18 protein-coding genes and 2 pseudogenes are annotated in these 16435 nt (G+C 63.7%); 10 read left to right on the top strand and 10 right to left on the bottom strand.

Annotation, left to right across the window (positions count from 1 at the left end):
- Positions 1 to 26: 26 nt before the first annotated feature.
- The 5 genes from G4G28_RS23870 to petA all read right to left on the bottom strand — a co-directional run bounded on the left by G4G28_RS23870 (position 27) and on the right by petA (position 4289).
- Entirely contained in the window at positions 27 to 509 is a 483-nt protein-coding gene (locus G4G28_RS23870) for a ClpXP protease specificity-enhancing factor (protein ID WP_182990228.1), read from the bottom strand.
- 255 nt (positions 510 to 764) lie between these two features.
- Positions 765 to 1376: a glutathione S-transferase N-terminal domain-containing protein gene (locus G4G28_RS23865; protein ID WP_182990227.1), complete on the bottom strand. Its 612-nt coding sequence runs from the start codon at positions 1374 to 1376 to the stop codon at positions 765 to 767.
- 98 nt (positions 1377 to 1474) lie between these two features.
- Positions 1475 to 2236: a cytochrome c1 gene (locus tag G4G28_RS23860; protein ID WP_182990226.1), complete on the bottom strand. Its 762-nt coding sequence runs from the start codon at positions 2234 to 2236 to the stop codon at positions 1475 to 1477.
- A 27-nt stretch (positions 2237 to 2263) separates the two neighbouring features.
- Positions 2264 to 3673, bottom strand: a complete 1410-nt coding sequence (locus G4G28_RS23855) for a cytochrome bc complex cytochrome b subunit (RefSeq protein WP_182990225.1) — start codon at positions 3671 to 3673, stop codon at positions 2264 to 2266.
- Between the two features lies 1 nt (position 3674).
- Positions 3675 to 4289, bottom strand: coding sequence for a ubiquinol-cytochrome c reductase iron-sulfur subunit (gene petA / locus G4G28_RS23850; RefSeq protein ID WP_182990224.1), 615 nt, complete (start codon positions 4287 to 4289; stop codon positions 3675 to 3677).
- Positions 4290 to 4565: 276 nt separating this feature from the next.
- Between petA and mscL the strand changes: the two genes are divergently transcribed.
- Genes mscL through G4G28_RS23830 form a run of 4 tightly spaced genes read left to right on the top strand, consistent with a single transcriptional unit; the run spans position 4566 to position 7282 of the window.
- Positions 4566 to 4994 carry a large conductance mechanosensitive channel protein MscL gene (mscL, locus tag G4G28_RS23845; protein ID WP_182990223.1) on the top strand — a complete coding sequence of 143 codons (429 nt, stop codon included), beginning with the start codon at positions 4566 to 4568 and terminating at the stop codon, positions 4992 to 4994.
- Positions 4995 to 5004: 10 nt separating this feature from the next.
- Positions 5005 to 6189, top strand: a complete 1185-nt coding sequence (locus G4G28_RS23840) for a trypsin-like peptidase domain-containing protein (RefSeq protein ID WP_229425306.1) — start codon at positions 5005 to 5007, stop codon at positions 6187 to 6189.
- Positions 6190 to 6205: 16 nt separating this feature from the next.
- The gene (locus G4G28_RS23835; RefSeq protein ID WP_182990222.1) at positions 6206 to 6895 is read left to right on the top strand and encodes a DUF2461 domain-containing protein; all 690 of its coding nucleotides are present in this window, start codon (positions 6206 to 6208) and stop codon (positions 6893 to 6895) included.
- Between the two features lie 12 nt (positions 6896 to 6907).
- The gene (locus tag G4G28_RS23830; protein ID WP_182990221.1) at positions 6908 to 7282 is read left to right on the top strand and encodes a cupin domain-containing protein; all 375 of its coding nucleotides are present in this window, start codon (positions 6908 to 6910) and stop codon (positions 7280 to 7282) included.
- A gap of 74 nt (positions 7283 to 7356) precedes the next feature.
- On the opposite strand, the pseudogene G4G28_RS23825 reads toward G4G28_RS23830, so the two are convergent.
- The 5 genes and pseudogenes from G4G28_RS23825 to G4G28_RS23805 all read right to left on the bottom strand — a co-directional run bounded on the left by G4G28_RS23825 (position 7357) and on the right by G4G28_RS23805 (position 10427).
- Positions 7357 to 8387: pseudogene (locus G4G28_RS23825) on the bottom strand (NAD(P)H-dependent glycerol-3-phosphate dehydrogenase).
- Between the two features lie 9 nt (positions 8388 to 8396).
- The gene (locus G4G28_RS23820; protein WP_182990220.1) at positions 8397 to 8840 is read right to left on the bottom strand and encodes an SH3 domain-containing protein; all 444 of its coding nucleotides are present in this window, start codon (positions 8838 to 8840) and stop codon (positions 8397 to 8399) included.
- 163 nt (positions 8841 to 9003) lie between these two features.
- Positions 9004 to 9465, bottom strand: coding sequence for a protein-export chaperone SecB (gene secB, locus G4G28_RS23815; RefSeq protein ID WP_182990219.1), 462 nt, complete (start codon positions 9463 to 9465; stop codon positions 9004 to 9006).
- 182 nt (positions 9466 to 9647) lie between these two features.
- Positions 9648 to 9911, bottom strand: a complete 264-nt coding sequence (grxC, locus tag G4G28_RS23810; protein ID WP_182990218.1) for a glutaredoxin 3 — start codon at positions 9909 to 9911, stop codon at positions 9648 to 9650.
- A gap of 114 nt (positions 9912 to 10025) precedes the next feature.
- A complete protein-coding gene (locus tag G4G28_RS23805) occupies positions 10026 to 10427 on the bottom strand; it encodes a rhodanese-like domain-containing protein (RefSeq protein ID WP_182990217.1) in 402 nt (133 codons plus the stop codon).
- A 124-nt stretch (positions 10428 to 10551) separates the two neighbouring features.
- Here G4G28_RS23805 and gpmA point away from each other — a divergent pair, with 124 nt between their 5' ends.
- The 6 genes and pseudogenes from gpmA to G4G28_RS23775 all read left to right on the top strand — a co-directional run bounded on the left by gpmA (position 10552) and on the right by G4G28_RS23775 (position 16433).
- Complete coding sequence (gpmA, locus tag G4G28_RS23800) at positions 10552 to 11298, top strand: 2,3-diphosphoglycerate-dependent phosphoglycerate mutase (RefSeq protein ID WP_182990216.1); 747 nt, start codon at positions 10552 to 10554, stop codon at positions 11296 to 11298.
- Between the two features lie 3 nt (positions 11299 to 11301).
- Complete coding sequence (locus tag G4G28_RS23795; protein WP_308601466.1) at positions 11302 to 12750, top strand: peptidoglycan DD-metalloendopeptidase family protein; 1449 nt, start codon at positions 11302 to 11304, stop codon at positions 12748 to 12750.
- Positions 12751 to 12766: 16 nt separating this feature from the next.
- Positions 12767 to 14236: a S41 family peptidase gene (locus tag G4G28_RS23790; protein WP_182990215.1), complete on the top strand. Its 1470-nt coding sequence runs from the start codon at positions 12767 to 12769 to the stop codon at positions 14234 to 14236.
- A gap of 255 nt (positions 14237 to 14491) precedes the next feature.
- Positions 14492 to 15252, top strand: a pseudogene (locus tag G4G28_RS23785) (ThiF family adenylyltransferase).
- A 221-nt stretch (positions 15253 to 15473) separates the two neighbouring features.
- Positions 15474 to 15929 carry a type II secretion system major pseudopilin GspG gene (gene gspG, locus G4G28_RS23780; RefSeq protein WP_182990214.1) on the top strand — a complete coding sequence of 152 codons (456 nt, stop codon included), beginning with the start codon at positions 15474 to 15476 and terminating at the stop codon, positions 15927 to 15929.
- Positions 15930 to 15938: 9 nt separating this feature from the next.
- Entirely contained in the window at positions 15939 to 16433 is a 495-nt protein-coding gene (locus G4G28_RS23775) for a GspH/FimT family pseudopilin (RefSeq protein ID WP_182990213.1), read from the top strand.
- Positions 16434 to 16435: the final 2 nt, after the last annotated feature.

The raw sequence follows: 16435 nt of genomic DNA, 5'->3' as shown, positions 1-16435 counted from the left end.
TAATCTGTACGGCAGGAATTATAACGCTATTTAATCCGAGTCAGCGTCGGGCGGCCGCCTTTTTTCGGCGGCTCGTCGTCGCCGTCGGGGGAATGCGACAGCGTCGTGGACGGCGTCTCGCTCGTCACACCAGGCACGGCCGACAGGCCAGGGGAGGCGGCAGCTTCCTCGGCGGGTGGCGGCATCTCGGCGGCGGTGGTGCTGACGTCGAAGGCCATGCCCTGGCCATTCTCGTTGGCGTAGATCGCCAGCACATTTTGTACCGGCACATAGATTTCGCGCGAGACACCGGCAAAGCGGGCACGGAACTGGATGGCGTCGTTGTCCATTTTCAGGCCCGAGGTCGCGCCATAACTGATGTTCAGGATGATCTCGCCTTTCCTGACGTATTCCATCGGAACCGTCGTGGCCGCGTCAACCTTCACTGCGAGATACGGCGTGAAACCACTGTCGGTGCACCATTCGTAAATGGCGCGCAGCAGGTAGGGTTTGGTGGAAATATCAGGCATGTGCAATCAGTAAACAAGGATCCGCGGATGAACCGGCAAACGGGTAAGGGCCGTGACTGTCGCCCTGAAGCCTGCCGTGCGCAGGCTGCTGCAAGATGCGCTATGCAAGATGCGTAGGGCCAGTCTACTGCGATTCACCGCAAGGCGTCGCCGCCTGCGGGTTGGGGTAACAATAACAGTGACGCGGGTAAAACGAAGTACGGATACGACAGGCGCGCGCCGCGGCATGCGGCACCACGCCTGACTGCCCTGGAATCAGCGGCGCATGACCTTTTCGGACGGGGTCAGCGCTTCGATATAGGCCGGACGCGAGAAGATGCGCTCGGCATACTTCATCAGCGGGGCTGCCGTTTTCGACAGTTCGATGCCGTAATGGTCCAGGCGCCACAGCAGCGGCGCGATCGCGACGTCGAGCATCGAGAACTCGTCGCCCAGCATGTACTTGTTCTTCAGGAACAGCGGGGCCAGCGTGGTCAGGCGGTCGCGGATTTCCGCGCGTGCCTTGTCGTGGGCCTTCTCGTTCGTCTTGTTGCGGTCGCCTTCGAGGACGTGCACGTGAACGAAGAGTTCTTTCTCGAAGTTGAACAGCATCAGGCGGGCACGGGCGCGCATCAGCGGGTCGGCCGGCATCAGCTGCGGGTGCGGGAAACGCTCGTCGATGTACTCGTTGATGATGTTCGATTCGTACAGGATCAGTTCGCGCTCGACCAGGATTGGTACCTGGCCATACGGGTTCATCGTGGAGATGTCTTCCGGCTTGTTGAACAGGTCGACGTCACGGACCTCGAAGTCCATGCCCTTTTCGAACAGGACCAGGCGGCAGCGTTGGGAGAACGGGCACGTGGTGCCGGAGTAGAGAACCATCATGGTTTATAGTTCCTTAAGAAACAAAGGGGTGAAGCGCCAAGCGACTCACCCCGAAAAATGATTGCCCGTATTATAGCCAAGCGGGCAATGAAAACGAATTACTTCACGTCTTTCCAGTACGACTCGTTCAAACGCCAGGCCAGGAAGGAGAAGATTGCCAGGAAAATCACGACGATCGCCCCCAGTTTTTTGCGCGTTCCTTGCGCTGGCTCAGCCATCCAGCTGAGGTAAGCAACCAGGTCAGCCGTTGCGGTGTCGAACTCCTGCGCATTCATCGCACCCGGTGCCACCTGTTCCCAGCCGGCGAACTTGTGGATGGTCTTGCCGTGCTCGTGCGGGTCCGGCATTTCCGTCATCTTTGGGGTACGCACGCCCTGCAGCTGCCACATCGCGTGCGGCATCGCCACGTTCGGCACGACCATATTGTTCCACCCGGTCGGACGCGTGTCGTCCTTGTAGAAGGTACGCAGGTAGGTGTACAGATAATCGGCACCGCTGCCTGCCGGCGACGATTTCGCACGGGCGATCACCGACAAGTCCGGTGGCACTGCGCCGAACCAGGCCTTCGCATCGGCCGGGCGCATTGCCGTGGTCATCATCTCGCCAACCTTGTCTGCTGAAAACAACAAGTTTGCCTTGATCTGGTCGTCGCTCAGGCCAAGATCGCGCAGGCGATTGTAGCGCATCGCTGATGCCGAGTGGCAATTGAGGCAATAGTTGACGAACAGCTTGGCGCCGTTTTGCAGCGACGCCATGTCGCTACGTTCAGGGGCGCGGTCGAGCGGGAAGCCGCCTTCGCTCGCGCAGGCCAGTCCCGGCACCAGCGCCAGGACTGCGATCAGTTTCTTCATGAAGTTCATGGTTGTCCTTGTGCTCGAGTCCTGGAATCAATGCGGCTGGAAAGTCACGCGCTTCGGAACCGGCTTGAATTGGCCGGCGGCGCTCCACCATGGCATCAGGAGGAAGAAGCTGAAGTACAACAGCGTGCACACCTGCGACACGACACCAGCGGCCGGGGTCGGCGCCTGGGTGCCGAGGTAGCCCAGCGTCACGAAAGCAGCGCCGAACACCAGGTACACCCACTTGTGCCAGCTCGGACGGTAGCGGATCGACTTCACCGGCGAATGATCCAGCCACGGCAGGAGGGCCAGGATCACGACCGAGGAGCCAAACAGGACCACACCCCAGAATTTCGCTTCCAGCGTCAGCATGCCGATGATCAGTACCAGGGCGATCGCGGCAACGAGCACCTTTTTCATGAAGGACAGACGCGATTTCATCCAGACGAAGGCGACGTACAGCACGATCGCGGCGATCAGGATCAGGATGAAATCCTCGGTCGTCGCGCGCAGCACCGAGTAGAACGGCGTGAAGTACCAGGTCGGCGCGATGTGCGGCGGCGTCTTCATCGAATCGGCCGGGATGAAGTTGTTGTACTCGAGGAAGTAGCCGCCCATCTCAGGCGCGAAGAACACGACCGCCGAGAAGATCAGCAGGAACATCGAGACGCCGAACAAGTCCTTCGTCGTGTAGTACGGATGCGACGGAATGGCGTCCAGCGGATGGCCGTCGGGGCCCAGGTTTTCTTTTACTTCGATGCCGTCCGGGTTCAGCGAGCCGACTTCGTGCAGGGCGATCAAGTGCGCTGCAACCAGGCCCAGCAGCACCAGCGGGAGGGCGATGACGTGGAAGGCGAAGAAGCGGTTCAGGGTCGCATCCGACACCACGTAATCGCCGCGGATCCACAGCGACAGGTCCGGGCCGATCACGGGGATGGCGCCGAACAGGTTGACGATCACCTGCGCACCCCAGTACGACATTTGGCCCCATGGCAGCAGGTAGCCGAAGAAGGCCTCGGCCATCAGGCACAGGAAGATTGCGAAACCGAAGAGCCAGATCAACTCGCGCGGCTTGCGGTAGGAACCGTAGAGCAGGCCACGGGTCATATGCAGGTAGACGACGATGAAGAACGCCGATGCGCCTGTCGAGTGCATGTAGCGCACCAGCCAGCCCGACGGTACTTCACGCATGATGTATTCGACCGAACCGAAGGCCAGGTTGGCGTCCGGCTTGTAATGCATCGTCAGGAAGATGCCGGTGACGATCTGCAGTACCAGGATCAGCATCGCCAGCGAGCCGAACAGGTACCAGATATTGAAATTCTTCGGGGCGTAGTACTTGCCCCACTGGTCATTCCAGAGCTTCGACAGCGGGAAGCGGTCGTCGATCCAGGCCAGCGCCTTGTGGCCGGCCGGCGCGGCGGCCGGCAGCTTGGTTTCCTTGAATGGGCCGCCCATGTTATGCCTCGCCTTTCTCGTCTTTGCCGATCACGATGCGGGTGTCGGTCATGTACATGTAAGGCGGGATGTCCAGGTTCGTCGGCGCCGGCTTGTTCTTGAACACGCGTGCCGACAGGTCGAAGGTCGAGCCATGGCAGGGGCACAGGAAGCCGCCGTGCCAGTTGTCCGGCAGGTTCGGCTGCGGGCCTTCGGCAAAACGGGAGGAGGGCGAGCAGCCCAGGTGCGAGCAGATGCCGACGGTGACCAGGACTTCCTGGTGCTCCTTGCGGGAACGGAATTCGTTTTTCGCGTATTCCGGCATATCGATCTGGTAGACCTTCTCGGAGTTCGGGTCGGCCACCAGGTCGTTGTTTTTCGGGATGCTGGCGAGCATTTCCGGCGTACGGCGCAAGATCCACACCGGCTTGCCGCGCCACTCGACGACCTTCATCTCTCCCGGCTTGACGTCGGAGATATCGACTTCGACCGGAGCGCCGGCGGCCTTGGCGCGCTCGGACGGTTGGAACGTACTGACCAGTGCACCTGCCGTGGCCACACCGACGACGCCACCCGCCGCACATGTGGCGACGAGCAGCCCACGCCGGCCTGAATCGACCTGCTTTTCATTACTCATACCAACCCCACTCCGTGAATTTACGAATCTTGAGAATCAATTAAGAGCTTGCAGCAACACAAAATTATATGTGAATGGCAATCTTTATTGGAGAAAAATATATGCAGTGTGCGCTTGGCGTGGCATGGGCCTGCTGTCGAGTGCCCAACCTGCATGAGCGCGGCCGTTTTCGCCCTGCGCCGGCAGGCCCGCGGCAGGCCCCAACAGGGCGTGCGAACGGTCGCGCAACCCTTGCGGTATCATCACACGAGCTAAATCGATCAATCGGGAGCCAGGATGGCGATGCTGGAGGAGTTCAAACGGTTTGCCATGCGTGGCAATGTGGTCGACCTGGCAGTCGGCGTCATCATCGGAGGGGCGTTCGGGCGCATCGTCGACTCGCTGGTGCAAGACGTCATCATGCCGCCAATCGGGAAACTGTTTGGCGGACTCGATTTCGCCAATTACTATATACCCTTGAATAACCAGGCTCCCGGCCTGGCGCTGGCCGAAGCAAAAAAAGCCGGTGCGGTCATTGCGTACGGCAATTTCCTGACGATTCTCCTGAATTTCGTCATTCTCGCCTTCATCATTTTCCAGATGGTGCGCCTGATGAACCGCATGCGCCAGCGTGTCATGCCCGAAGAGCAGGCGAAAGCCCCCGCCACGCCGGAAGACATCGTGCTGCTGCGCGAAATCCGCGACGCCCTGACAAAAAAACCCTGACGCGGACAAAGTGAAAGACGACGTCGTCATCTCCCGTCCAGGCGCCGCGCGCCGCCTCTGGCTGCTGTTCGCCCAGGTGGTGACGGTTGCGCTGGCCCTGTATTTTGTCGCCGCGACCCTGCGCCCCGACTGGTTCAAGCGCGCACCCGTGCAGGTGCCGGTCGGCCCCGGCGCGGGCGCGGTGCCGCTGCTGCAGGCGCAGTCGAGCCCCCCTGCGGGCAGCTACCGGGAAGCGGCCGGACGCGCCATGCCGGCAGTGGTGAACATCCTCACCAGCAAGACCTCGCGCGAAGCCCACCCGATCCTGAAGGATCCCTTCTTCCGCCGCTTCTTCGGCGACCGCATGCCGCCCGAGGAACAGATGTCGAGCCTCGGTTCGGGCGTGATCGTCAGCAGCGAAGGCTATATATTGACCAATTTCCACGTCGTCGAAGGTGCCGACCAGATCGAGGTCGGCCTGGCCGATGGACGCAAGGCCAGTGCGAAAATCGTCGGCACCGACCCCGAGACCGACCTGGCCGTGATCCGCATCGGCGCTCCGAACCTGCCGGTGATGGTGCTGGCCAAGCCGGACGAGGCGCGCGTCGGCGACGTCGTACTGGCCATCGGCAACCCCTTCGGTGTCGGCCAGACCGTTACCATGGGCATCATTTCGGCCGTGGGACGCAACAACCTGCACATCAACCACTTCGAGAATTTCATCCAGACCGATGCGGCGATTAACTTCGGTAACTCGGGCGGGGCACTGGTCGACATCCACGGTAACCTGCTCGGCATCAATTCGGCGATCTACTCGCAGACCGGCGGCTCGGTCGGGATCGGTTTTGCCATCCCCGTCTCCACCGCGCGCAACGTGCTCGAATCGATCATCAAGAGCGGCCAGGTCGTGCGCGGCTGGATCGGCATCGAGTCGCAGGACATCACCCCGGAACTTGCCGACAGTTTTGGTTTGGCCCGCAAGAGCGGCACCATCATCGCCGGCGTGGTGCGCAACGGCCCCGCCGACCGCGCCGGCGTACGTCCGGGCGACATCCTCCTTGCCGTAGAAGGCAAGAAGGTGGCCAATACCGGCGAGATGCTCAACCTCATTGCCGGGCTGGCACCCGGCGCCAAGGCGCGCCTGACGCTGATGCGCCAGAATCGCGAGTCCACGGTCGCCGTCACCGTCGGCAAGCGTCCACGCGCTCTCCAGTAACCTTGATCGACATCCCATGCACCTGCGCGACCTGACGCAATACCTTACCGAACTCAAGGAAAACAACACCCGTCCCTGGTTCATCATGAACAAGCCGCGCTACGACATCCTGCGCGAAGAATTCCAGGCCGTGGTGACCGAGCTGATCCGTGAATTGTCCCGTTTTGATCGCGACGTCGCTGCCGTCGATCCAAAGAAGGCGATGTTCCGCATTAATCGCGACATCCGCTTTTCGAACGACAAGACCCCCTATAAAACCCGCTTCTCGGCCGGCATCACGCCGAACAACCGGCGCCGTCCCAGCGAGGGCGGCGGCTCGACCTATTACTTCCAGATCGAGGGCGACGGCACCCTCGGTTTCGGCGCGGGGGAATACCTGCCGCCGGCCGCGCGCCTGAAGGCGATCCGCGAACACGTCGTCAACGATGCGACAGGTTTCGCAAAAATGTTAAAGAATAAACACCTGCGCGCGACCTATGGCGACCTGCTCGACGAAGACAAGCTGCAGCGTCCGCCAAAAGGTTTCGATCCGGCCCATCCGCATATCGAGCACATCAAGCTGAAAAGCTTTTTCGTGTGGACCGAAGTGCCCTTGACGCTGAATGCGCCCGACGAACTGGTGCCGCGCCTGGCGCGCGGATTCGAGGATGCCTTTGCGCTGGTGAAATGGCTGCGCGCGGTTCCGCATACAACCGAAGACGAGTAGAAAGGGGGCGACATGGCCTTGCAACATGCAGCATCGGGCGAACGGATCGCCTTGCAACGCGGCGAAGACGACATCGCGAACTTCACGTCGATTGCGCTGGCAAAGACCGAACACATGGAACTGATCCGGCTGGTCGTCACCAAGGACAAGCCGATGCCGGAACACCGGGTCGAGGGAGAAATCACGCTGCTGTGCCTGGAAGGCGAACTCGCCGTCGATGCGCATGGCCGCACCATCGTGCTGCGGCCGAATGAAATGGTGTACCTGGCCGGCGGCGAACCGCACGCGATCCGCGCCAACCAGGACGGCGTGGCCCTGATGACGATCCTGCTGGGGCAGGTGCGTACCGGCGGACCGACCAACGACCCGCGCGGACAGGCCGCTTGACCTGGCCTGGGGGGACGTGGCCGGCCACGTTCACCCTGGGGTTGGCACGCGTCGCGTGCCATTACGCGTACAAACTACGCCAGCTCATCGCGCGGATCGCGCGCCAATAGCTGCTTCGCCATTTCCGCCGCATCGTAGCCATCGAACAGCACGGCCGCCACCGCGTCGGTAATCGGCATTTCCACGCCCATCTTCGCCGCCAGTTCGCGCACCGCCTTCGAGCACGGCACCCCTTCGGCCACGTGGCCCAGTTCGGCAACGATCGTGTCCAGCGGCTTGCCCTGCGCCAGCGCCAGGCCGACGCGGCGATTGCGCGACAGGTCGCCGGTGCAGGTAAGGATCAGGTCGCCCATGCCGGTCAGGCCCATGAAAGTACTGGCGCGTCCTCCGAGCGCGGTGCCGAGACGGGTGATTTCGGCCAGGCCGCGCGTGATCAGGGCTGCGCGCGTTCAGGCCAAGGCCGAGGCCGTCAGCGGTGCCGGTGGCGATCGCCAGCACGTTCTTGACGGCGCCGCCCACTTCCACGCCCACTACGTCGTCGCAGGCGTACACGCGGACCTTGCCGCCGTGGACAGCGGCGACGACGCGCTCGCGCAGGGTGGGCGAGGTCGATGCCACCGTCAGCGCGCAGGGCAGGCCGCGCGCGACTTCCTGGGCGAACGAGGGGCCCGACAGGGCCGCGCCCGGCACGGTGTCGCCCAGCACTTCACGCACCACCTGGTGCGGCAGCAGGCCGGTGCCGTATTCGAAGCCTTTGCAGAGCCAGACCACGTTCGGGATTGCCCGGCCTTTCAGGCTGGCCAGCAGCGGGCGCAGGCCGGCCACCGGGCAGGCCGCGATCAAGAGCGGCGCCTCGTCCTCGCTTGCCCCCCTCGACGTGGGCCAGCGCCTCCTCGAAGTCGCTGCTCACGCGCAGGGCGGCGGGCAGAGGCTGGCCCGGCAGGTAATGGGTGTTCTCGCGTGCCGCGGCAGTGGCCGCCATCTGCTCGGGATTGCGGCCCCACAGCAGCACGTCGTGGCGGGCCGCTACCGCGATGGCGACAGCGGTACCCCAGGCGCCGGCGCCGAGGACAGTGATCTTGTTCATTTTCTTCAATTCTTGCATGGTGTCGATTCAGATGCCCCAGACATCGGCGGCCCGTACATAGCCGCCAATGCCGTCCTGGTGGCGTACACGTACCCAGCCGGTCGCCTGCGGATCGACCAGTTCGAGCAGCACGCCCTTGTCGGCGTTCATCAGGATGGGGGCGTTGTCCTCGGGCGCCGCGCGCAGGCGTGCCAGCGGTACTTTCACGACCACATTGCGGCGCGCCGACAAGCCCTTCGCCTCGGTCCAGGTCAGGTCGCCATCGGCGTCGCGTACCTTGACCCAGTCGCCATAGCGCGCCAGGATTTCGACCGGCATGCCGCGCGGCGCCACGAAGCGCTTCCCGCCCTTGGCCGAGGGAGCGTCGTACAGCAGCACGGAGGGTGCGCCGACCGAACGGAAGTCGAAGGCGCTGGCGCTGGCGCATGCCAGTAGCAACAGGGCGGCGGCGAACGGGCGAGGAATGGTCATGGCAGGCCTTGGCGCGGTAAACCGATGCCTAGATGGCAGGAAGGGCATCCGCACCGCGCTTTAGCAGCGCAACACGAATGCCCGTCACGGAACTGCGGGGCACGTCGGGGCAGGATCCGATCGCATGGACCGGCTACTACCCGAGTGCCAACGTCAGTCTTGCTTAGTTCGCCGGTGCGCCGGCAGCGGCTTCGGCCATCGCCTGGCGACGCTGCTGGTAGAACACCTCGAAGTTGATCTCGGCCAGGTGCACAGGCGGGAAGCCGGCACGGGTGATCACGTCGGCGATGTTGCTGCGCAGGTAAGGATAAACGATGTTCGGGCAGCCGATGCCCAGCAGCGGATCCATCTGCTCGGCAGGGATGTTGCGTGCTTCGAAGATGCCGCCTTGCTTGCCTTCAACCAGGAAAGCGACCTTGTCCTTGACCTTGGCCGTCACGGTGATCGTCACGGTCGACTCGTAGATGCCGTCGGCGATGGCTTCGGCGCCGACGTCCAGCGACACCTCGATGGTCGGGGCTTCCTGCTCGAGGAAGATGGCCGGGGAATTCGGTTGTTCCAGCGACATGTCCTTCAGATAGACGCGTTGGATTTGGAAGACTGGTTGCAGATTTTCGTCAGACATGGAACGCTTTCGTTATGAAGTAGAAGGGACGGCCAGCGCCGTCCCTGATGGGCTGGCGTCAAACGCAGCGGCAATTGTATCAAAATCAATTTGGATGCAATAGCTCCGGCGAGAGAGGGGCGATATAACCGCTCTCCACCTTGCGCAGACGCTGTCTTGCCTTGATTTGCCTGAACTTTTCCTTACTCGCCCTTGAGCAGCGGGTCGAGGCGGCCAGCCTGGTCGAGCGCGTACAGGTCGTCGAAGCCGCCGACGTGGGTCTCGCCCACGTAGATCTGCGGCACCGTGCGCCGGCCCGTCTTCTGCATCATGATCTGGCGCTGTTCCGGGTCGAGGTCGACGCGGATGCGCTCGATGTCGGTCACGCCTTTCGCTTCGAGCAGGCGCTCGGCGCGCACGCAATAGGGGCAGCTGGCAGTGTGGTAGAGCACAACATGGGCAGTCATTTGAATTCCTTCCTGTCTTGATTTAGCGCACCTGACAAACCTGCATCGCCGCGCTGCAGCGCCTCCCCGGAAGGCGCACCTGCAACGCGTGGCGAACGACTTGATCAGGCACTTTTACTTGGTCACCGGCAAACCGGCTGCCGTCCAGGCCGTCATGCCGCCCTCCAGGCTCAGGGCATCGGCAAAGCCGGCGGCTTTCAGCAGGCGCACGGCCTTGTCCGAGCGCGCGCCGCTCTGGCAAATCACGACGACGGTACGGCTTTTCGCTTTTTCCAGTTCGCCGATGCGATTCCCGAAGTCTGCCAGCGGAATGTTTTTTGCGTCGCGCACGTGGCCAGCGGCAAATTCCTCGGCAGTACGGACGTCCACGACCGTGGTCTTGCCCCGGTTGATGAGCTGGGTAACCTGGACCGCGGTGGCGCGGCGGCCCTTCGGCAGCAGGGCGGGGAACAGCAGTGCGCCACCGGAAACGAGGGCGATTGCAACAATGAAGATATTATCGAGGATGAATTTCACAAGGTTTCCAATGGTTGAACGCAATCCGCGCATTATAAAATAGAAGGCGGACAGGAATCTTTTGGCACCTCGAGATCGACCCGGGGTCCCTTCGCAGACTTTTATATAGAGTAGAGAAGAGCTTATGTACAAAATCGTATTCATGCGCCACGGCGAATCGACCTGGAACCTGGAAAACCGCTTTACCGGCTGGACCGACGTCGACCTGACCGAGAAGGGTGTCAACGAGGCGCGCAGCGCCGGCCGCGTACTGCGCGAAGCCGGTTTCCATTTCGACCTGGCCTACACCTCGGTGTTGAAGCGCGCCATCCGCACCCTCTGGCTGGCGCTCGACGAGATGGACCAGATGTACCTGCCGATCAAGAACGACTGGCGCCTGAACGAACGCCACTATGGCGGCCTGCAAGGTTTGGACAAGGCCGAGACGGCCGCGAAGTATGGCGACGAGCAAGTGCTGGTCTGGCGCCGCAGCTACGACACGCCGCCGCCGGCGCTGGAAGAAGCCGACGAGCGCACCTCGTTCAAGGACCCGCGCTACGCCAGCCTGGACAAATCGCAGATCCCGCTTACCGAGTGCCTGAAGGATACGGTGGCGCGCGTGATGCCCGCCTGGAACGACGAAATCGCCCCGGCCATCCGCGCCGGCAAGCAGATCCTGATTTCGGCCCACGGCAACAGCCTGCGCGCCATCATCAAAATGCTCGACAACATCAGCGACAGCGACATCGTCAGCCTCAACATTCCAAACGGCCAGCCGCTGGTCTACGAACTCGATGCCGACCTGAAGCCGATCCGCCACTACTACCTGGGCGACCAGGAAGCGATCGCCGCCGCCATGGCAGCGGTTGCCAATCAAGGGAAGGCGAAGTAAGTCTTGCGTTTCCCAATCAAGAAGTCGGCCGGCAGCGCCCTGCTGTGCGGCCTGCTGGCGGTGTGCCTGTCAAGCGGCCTGGTAGCACCCGCCTGCGCGACCGGTGCAGCCAAGCCGACCGAACGCAGCCGGCAAAAAGCGGCGGCCGAGGCCAAGCGCGCCGGCATCCAGCAAAAGCTGACCGCACTCAAGAAGGAAATCAGCCGCACCGAGAGCGAGAAGGAAGACGTGGCCGACAACCTGGCCGAGTCGGAAGAGGCGATCTCGAACGCCAACCGCGCGCTGCGCGACCTCGCCGACGAACAGCGCGAGACCAACCTGCGCCTGCAGGACCTGGGTACCGAACAGGAACGCCTCGCACAAACAATTGCGGCACAGAAGAAACAATTGTCGGCCCTGCTGCGCGAGCACTATGTCGCCGGCAACGAAGACCGCATCAAGCTGCTGCTCTCGGGAGATAACCCGAACCGGATCAACCGCGACCTGCAGATGATGGCCTATGTCTCGCAGGCGCAAGCGAAATTGCTGTCCGCCCTGAACGCCAACCTGGCGCAGGTCGAGCAGAATCGCGAGAAGGTCGAGAACGCCAAAACCGAACTCGAAGAAATCGCCCAGGAGCAGCGCGACCAGAAGGCCGTGCTGGAGAAGGAAAAGGCGAAACGTGCCGCCCTGCTGGGCGAGCTGTCGAGCCGCCTGGTCAGCCAGCGCAAGCAGGTCGACAGCCTGGAGCGCGACGAACAGCGCCTGAGCGGCCTGGTCGACAGCCTGACGCGCCTGATCCGCGAACAGGCCGAAGCCGAACGCAAGCGCCGGGAAGCGCTCGCCGCTGCCCGCGCCAAGGCCAAGGCCGAAGCGGAAGCGGCGGAAAGGGCGCGCGCTGGCGCGAGCCGAAGCCAAGGCCGAGCGCGAGCGCCTGGCGCGCGAAGCGGCGAAAGCCGGCAAGCCGGCACCGAAACCGCTGCCGCCGGAAGAACCGAAAGTGGTGCAGGCACCGAAGCCGGCCGAGCCGGAAGAACGCACGCCCGACATCTCGCTGGCGCCCGCTGCACCGCCGGGGCCTTCGCCAGCATGCGCGGCAAGCTGACGGCGCCGGTGTCGGGCACGATCGCGGCGCGCTTCGGCGCCAAGCGCGGCGGCGACGGCCCAAGCTGGAAGGGCATGTTCATCAAGGCGCCGGAAGGCACCGAGGTGCGCGCCGTGGCGCTGGGGCGCGTGGTGCACTCGGGCTGGATGCGCGGCTTCGGCAACCTGATCATCATCGACCACGGCGGCGACTACCTGTCGATCTATGCCAACAACCAGACGCTGCTCAAGCGCCTGGGCGACGCGGTGCGCGCCGGCGAGCCGATCGCGAGCGCCGGCAACACCGGCGGTAACGAGGAATCGGGGCTATACTTCGAGCTCAGGCATCTGGGCAAGGCCTTCGATCCGGCAAGCTGGATCAAATTCTAGGATTCTAGGGGCAGCGATGGGCAACAAAGCGAAAAACATGGGGCTGGTCGGCCTGGGCCTGGTGGCCGGGGTGGCCTTGACGGCGCAGGTCTCGGCCTGGGCACAAAAGGGAGACGGCCCGTTGCCGCTGGACGAACTGCGCCAGCTGGCCGACGTCTATGGCCTGATCAAGAGCGACTACGTGGTGCCGGTCGAGGACAAGAAACTCCTGTCCGAAGCCATCGGCGGGATGGTCGCCTCGCTCGACCCGCACTCGGTCTACCTCGACCAGAAGGCCTACAAGGAAATGCGCGACAGCGTGCGCGGCAAGTTCGTCGGGGTCGGCATCGAGGTCGCTTCCGAGGACGGCTACGTGAAGATCGTCTCGCCCATCGAGGATTCGCCGGCCTACCGCGCCGGCATCAAGGCCGGCGACCTGATCACCCGCATCGACAACGTCCCGGTCAAGGGCCTGTCACTCGACGAAGCGATCAAGAAAATGCGCGGCAAGCCCGGCAGCAAGGTGACGCTGACGATTGCCCGCCGCGGCGACGACCGCCCCTGGGTGGTGCCGCTCGCGCGCGAGGAAATCCGGGTGCTGAGCGTCAAGGCCAAGATGGTCGAGCCTGGTTACGCCTGGGTGCGCATCAGCCAGTTCCAGGAAGCCACGCTTGAAGAGCTGGCCGGCAAAACGGCAGCGCTGTACGCGGACAACCCCGAGATCAAGGGGTTGGTGCTCGACCTGCGCAACGACCCGGGCGGCCTGCTGCCCGGCGCCATTGGCGTGTCGAGCGCCTTCCTGCCCAAGGAAGAGCTGATTGTTTCCACCAAGGGCCAGTTGCCCGACTCGAACAAGAGTTACTACGGCCGGCGCGAGTTCTACGCCGAGCGCGGCGGCGATCCGCTGGCCAAGGCGCCGGCCCAGCTGAAAACCGTGCCGATGGTGGTGCTGATCAATGGCGGCTCGGCATCGGCCTCGGAAATCGTCGCCGGCGCCCTGCAGGACTACAAGCGCGCCATCGTGATGGGCAGCCAGAGCTTCGGCAAGGGCTCGGTGCAGACGCTGCGCCAGTTGTCCCCCGACACCGCCATCAAGCTGACCACGGCGCGCTACTACACGCCGAAGGGCCGCGCGATCCAGGCCAACGGGATCAATCCGGACCTGGCCGTGGACGAAACGGCGGAAGGCGACGGCCTGAACGCGCTGCGCGTGCGCGAAGTCGATTTGCAGCGCCACCTGACGGGCGAGAACGAAAAGGCGGGCGCGGCCAAGGATGCACGCGACAGCGCCGAGCAGCAACAGCGCGCGCTGGCCCTGCTGAAGAACCGCAAGCCGCTGGAGTTGGGCGGCAAGGACGACTTCCAGTTGGCCCAGGCCCTGAACCATTTCAAGGGCTTGCCCGTCAAACTGGCGAAACCCGAGGCAGTCGAAGTGACCTCGCCGGAAGCGAAAGCGGTGCCGGGTTCCGAGACGAAACCGCCCGAGCTGAAGGGCGCGAAAAAGTAGGATGATCACGTAGGGTGGGCACCCCGTGCCCACGCGGATGGCGGCATTGTGGGGCGCCTGGCACCGGACCCGCAGGGCGCGTTCTTGCAGCGATACCGCGTCCTTGCAGCGATACCGCGTTCTTGCAGCGATACCGCGTCCTTGCAGCGATACCTTTACCTGCTCACGTTTCCGAGTAAAACCACGCCAACACCGAACGCGCTTACGCGTGGGCACGGAGTGCCCACCCTACGGCCACGGCACTGTTATCCACCCATGAACGACACCCAGCTCCTGCGCTACTCGCGCCACATCCTGCTCGACGACATCGGCATCGAGGGGCAGGCGCGCCTGCTGGCGGCCCACGCCCCGGTCATCGGTGCCGGCGACCTCGGTTCGCCGGCCGCGCTGTACCTGGCGGCAAGCGGCGTCGGCCGCATCACCCTGGTCGACGACGACGCGGTCGACCTCACCAACCTGCAGCGCCAGATCATGCACACGGATGCGCGCATCGGCCAGCCCAAGGTCGAATCCGGCAAGGCGGCACTGCAGGCGCTCAATCCCGAGGTCGAAGTTATTGCACTGCGCGAACGGGCCGGCCCCGCGCGCCTGTTGGAACTGGCACGGGGCGCCTCGGTCGTGCTCGACTGCAGCGACAACTTCGCTACCCGTCACGCGTTGAACCGGGCCTGCGTCGAGGCTCGCGTGCCGCTGGTGGCGGGCGCCGCGATCCGCTTCGACGGGCAGTTATCCGTGTTCGACATGCGCACGGCCGACTGCCCCTGCTATGCCTGCCTGTTCCCCGAGGACAGCGGTTTCGAGGACGCCGCCTGCAGCACGATGGGGTGTTCGCGCCCCTGGTCGGCGTGGTCGGCGCGATGCAGGCGGCCGAGGCGCTGAAGCTGATCATGGGGGTAGGTACGCCGCTGCGCGGGCGCCTGCTGCTGCTCGACGGTCGGGCGATGGAGTGGACCGGGATTGCTGCAGCGCGCAATCCGGACTGCCCTGTCTGCTCGAATAGGGGTGCACACATTTGAGCTGCGATGTAGCGCTGCTCTGCCTTACAATGGCGCACCGCCGCCGGTGGCCGCTGCCGCCAAACGGCCTTATACTATGAGCGCTTAACACAAGCTTCAGAGCAAGGCGCATCGTCGAAGACAGTACACCTGTACGGCGAGACGATGTAACGCAGCTATGGAGGTTTTGTTAGGCGCTCCGCTTGTTCCGATCCACCTGATCCACCTACCCAAGATTGACTATGCACATCGTTTCGCAACGCGCACTTCGCCGCCGTTCCGCGCGCGGCTTCACCCTTGTTGAAATCATGGTTGTCGTGGTCATCATCGGCATCCTGGGCGCGCTGGTCGTACCCAAGCTGCTGGGCCGTGTCGGCGAGTCGCGCGGGGTCGCGGCCAAGACCGACATCGGCAACCTGATGTCGGCGCTCAAGATGTACAAACTGGACAACCAGCGCTATCCGACCACCGAGCAGGGCTTGCAGGCCCTGGTCGAGCGCCCGAGTTCGGGCCCGGCGGCCAACGGCTGGAAGGAAGGCGGCTATATCGACAAGCTGCCGAAGGACCCGTGGGGCCACCCCTACCAGTACCTGCAGCCCGGCATCCACGGCAAGGAGCTCGACATCTTCTCCTACGGTGCCGACGGCCAGGCCGGCGGCCAGGGCGAAGACGCCGACATCGGCTCCTGGCAGGATTAAGCCTCGACCATGACCGCCGTCGCGCCGCTGGCCGCACCTCGCCGCGCCGCCGGCTTCACCCTGGTCGAAATCATGGTGGTGATGGTCATCATCGGCATCACGCTCGGGCTCGTCTCTGTGAACGCGATCCCGAGCCCGCGCCAGGACCTCGTCGATGAAGCCAAGCGCCTGACCCTGCTGCTGCAGCTGGCGCGCGACGAAGCGATCGTGCGCAACCGGCAGGTCGCCTTCGAAGCCACTCCCGAACGCTACAGCTTCCTGGTGCGCGGCGAACAGGGCTGGGAGGCCGTCACCCAGGACGACCTGTTGCGCCAGCGCGCCTTCCGCCATGCACCGATCCGGCTGCTGCTCGATCCGCCCACGGCTGGTACCGGAACCGGTGACATCGTGCGCGTCACCTTCGGCCGCGAACCGGTCGACAAACCCTTCGTCCTGACCCTGGCCAGCGGCGACAACCGCGTGGCGATCCGCGCCGATGGCGTCGGCCATTTCACTGTGGAATAAAG

Source organism: Massilia sp. Dwa41.01b (assembly GCF_014171775.1).
Taxonomy (GTDB): Bacteria; Pseudomonadota; Gammaproteobacteria; order Burkholderiales; family Burkholderiaceae_D; genus Telluria.
Note: the sequence above shows the minus strand (reverse complement) of the source record. Positions and strands in the feature narration are given on the sequence as shown.

Bases quoted from the DNA above. Each gene is read 5' to 3' on its own strand.
- G4G28_RS23870 (WP_182990228.1), bottom strand. From the start codon at position 509: ATGCCTGATATTTCCACCAAACCCTACCTGCTGCGCGCCATTTACGAA.
- G4G28_RS23865 (WP_182990227.1), bottom strand. From the start codon at position 1,376: ATGATGGTTCTCTACTCCGGCACCACGTGCCCGTTCTCCCAACGCTGC.
- G4G28_RS23860 (WP_182990226.1), bottom strand. From the start codon at position 2,236: ATGAACTTCATGAAGAAACTGATCGCAGTCCTGGCGCTGGTGCCGGGA.
- G4G28_RS23855 (WP_182990225.1), bottom strand. From the start codon at position 3,673: ATGGGCGGCCCATTCAAGGAAACCAAGCTGCCGGCCGCCGCGCCGGCC.
- petA (WP_182990224.1), bottom strand. From the start codon at position 4,289: ATGAGTAATGAAAAGCAGGTCGATTCAGGCCGGCGTGGGCTGCTCGTC.
- mscL (WP_182990223.1), top strand. From the start codon at position 4,566: ATGGCGATGCTGGAGGAGTTCAAACGGTTTGCCATGCGTGGCAATGTG.
- G4G28_RS23835 (WP_182990222.1), top strand. From the start codon at position 6,206: ATGCACCTGCGCGACCTGACGCAATACCTTACCGAACTCAAGGAAAAC.
- G4G28_RS23830 (WP_182990221.1), top strand. From the start codon at position 6,908: ATGGCCTTGCAACATGCAGCATCGGGCGAACGGATCGCCTTGCAACGC.
- G4G28_RS23820 (WP_182990220.1), bottom strand. From the start codon at position 8,840: ATGACCATTCCTCGCCCGTTCGCCGCCGCCCTGTTGCTACTGGCATGC.
- secB (WP_182990219.1), bottom strand. From the start codon at position 9,465: ATGTCTGACGAAAATCTGCAACCAGTCTTCCAAATCCAACGCGTCTAT.
- grxC (WP_182990218.1), bottom strand. From the start codon at position 9,911: ATGACTGCCCATGTTGTGCTCTACCACACTGCCAGCTGCCCCTATTGC.
- gpmA (WP_182990216.1), top strand. From the start codon at position 10,552: ATGTACAAAATCGTATTCATGCGCCACGGCGAATCGACCTGGAACCTG.
- G4G28_RS23790 (WP_182990215.1), top strand. From the start codon at position 12,767: ATGGGCAACAAAGCGAAAAACATGGGGCTGGTCGGCCTGGGCCTGGTG.
- gspG (WP_182990214.1), top strand. From the start codon at position 15,474: ATGCACATCGTTTCGCAACGCGCACTTCGCCGCCGTTCCGCGCGCGGC.
- G4G28_RS23775 (WP_182990213.1), top strand. From the start codon at position 15,939: ATGACCGCCGTCGCGCCGCTGGCCGCACCTCGCCGCGCCGCCGGCTTC.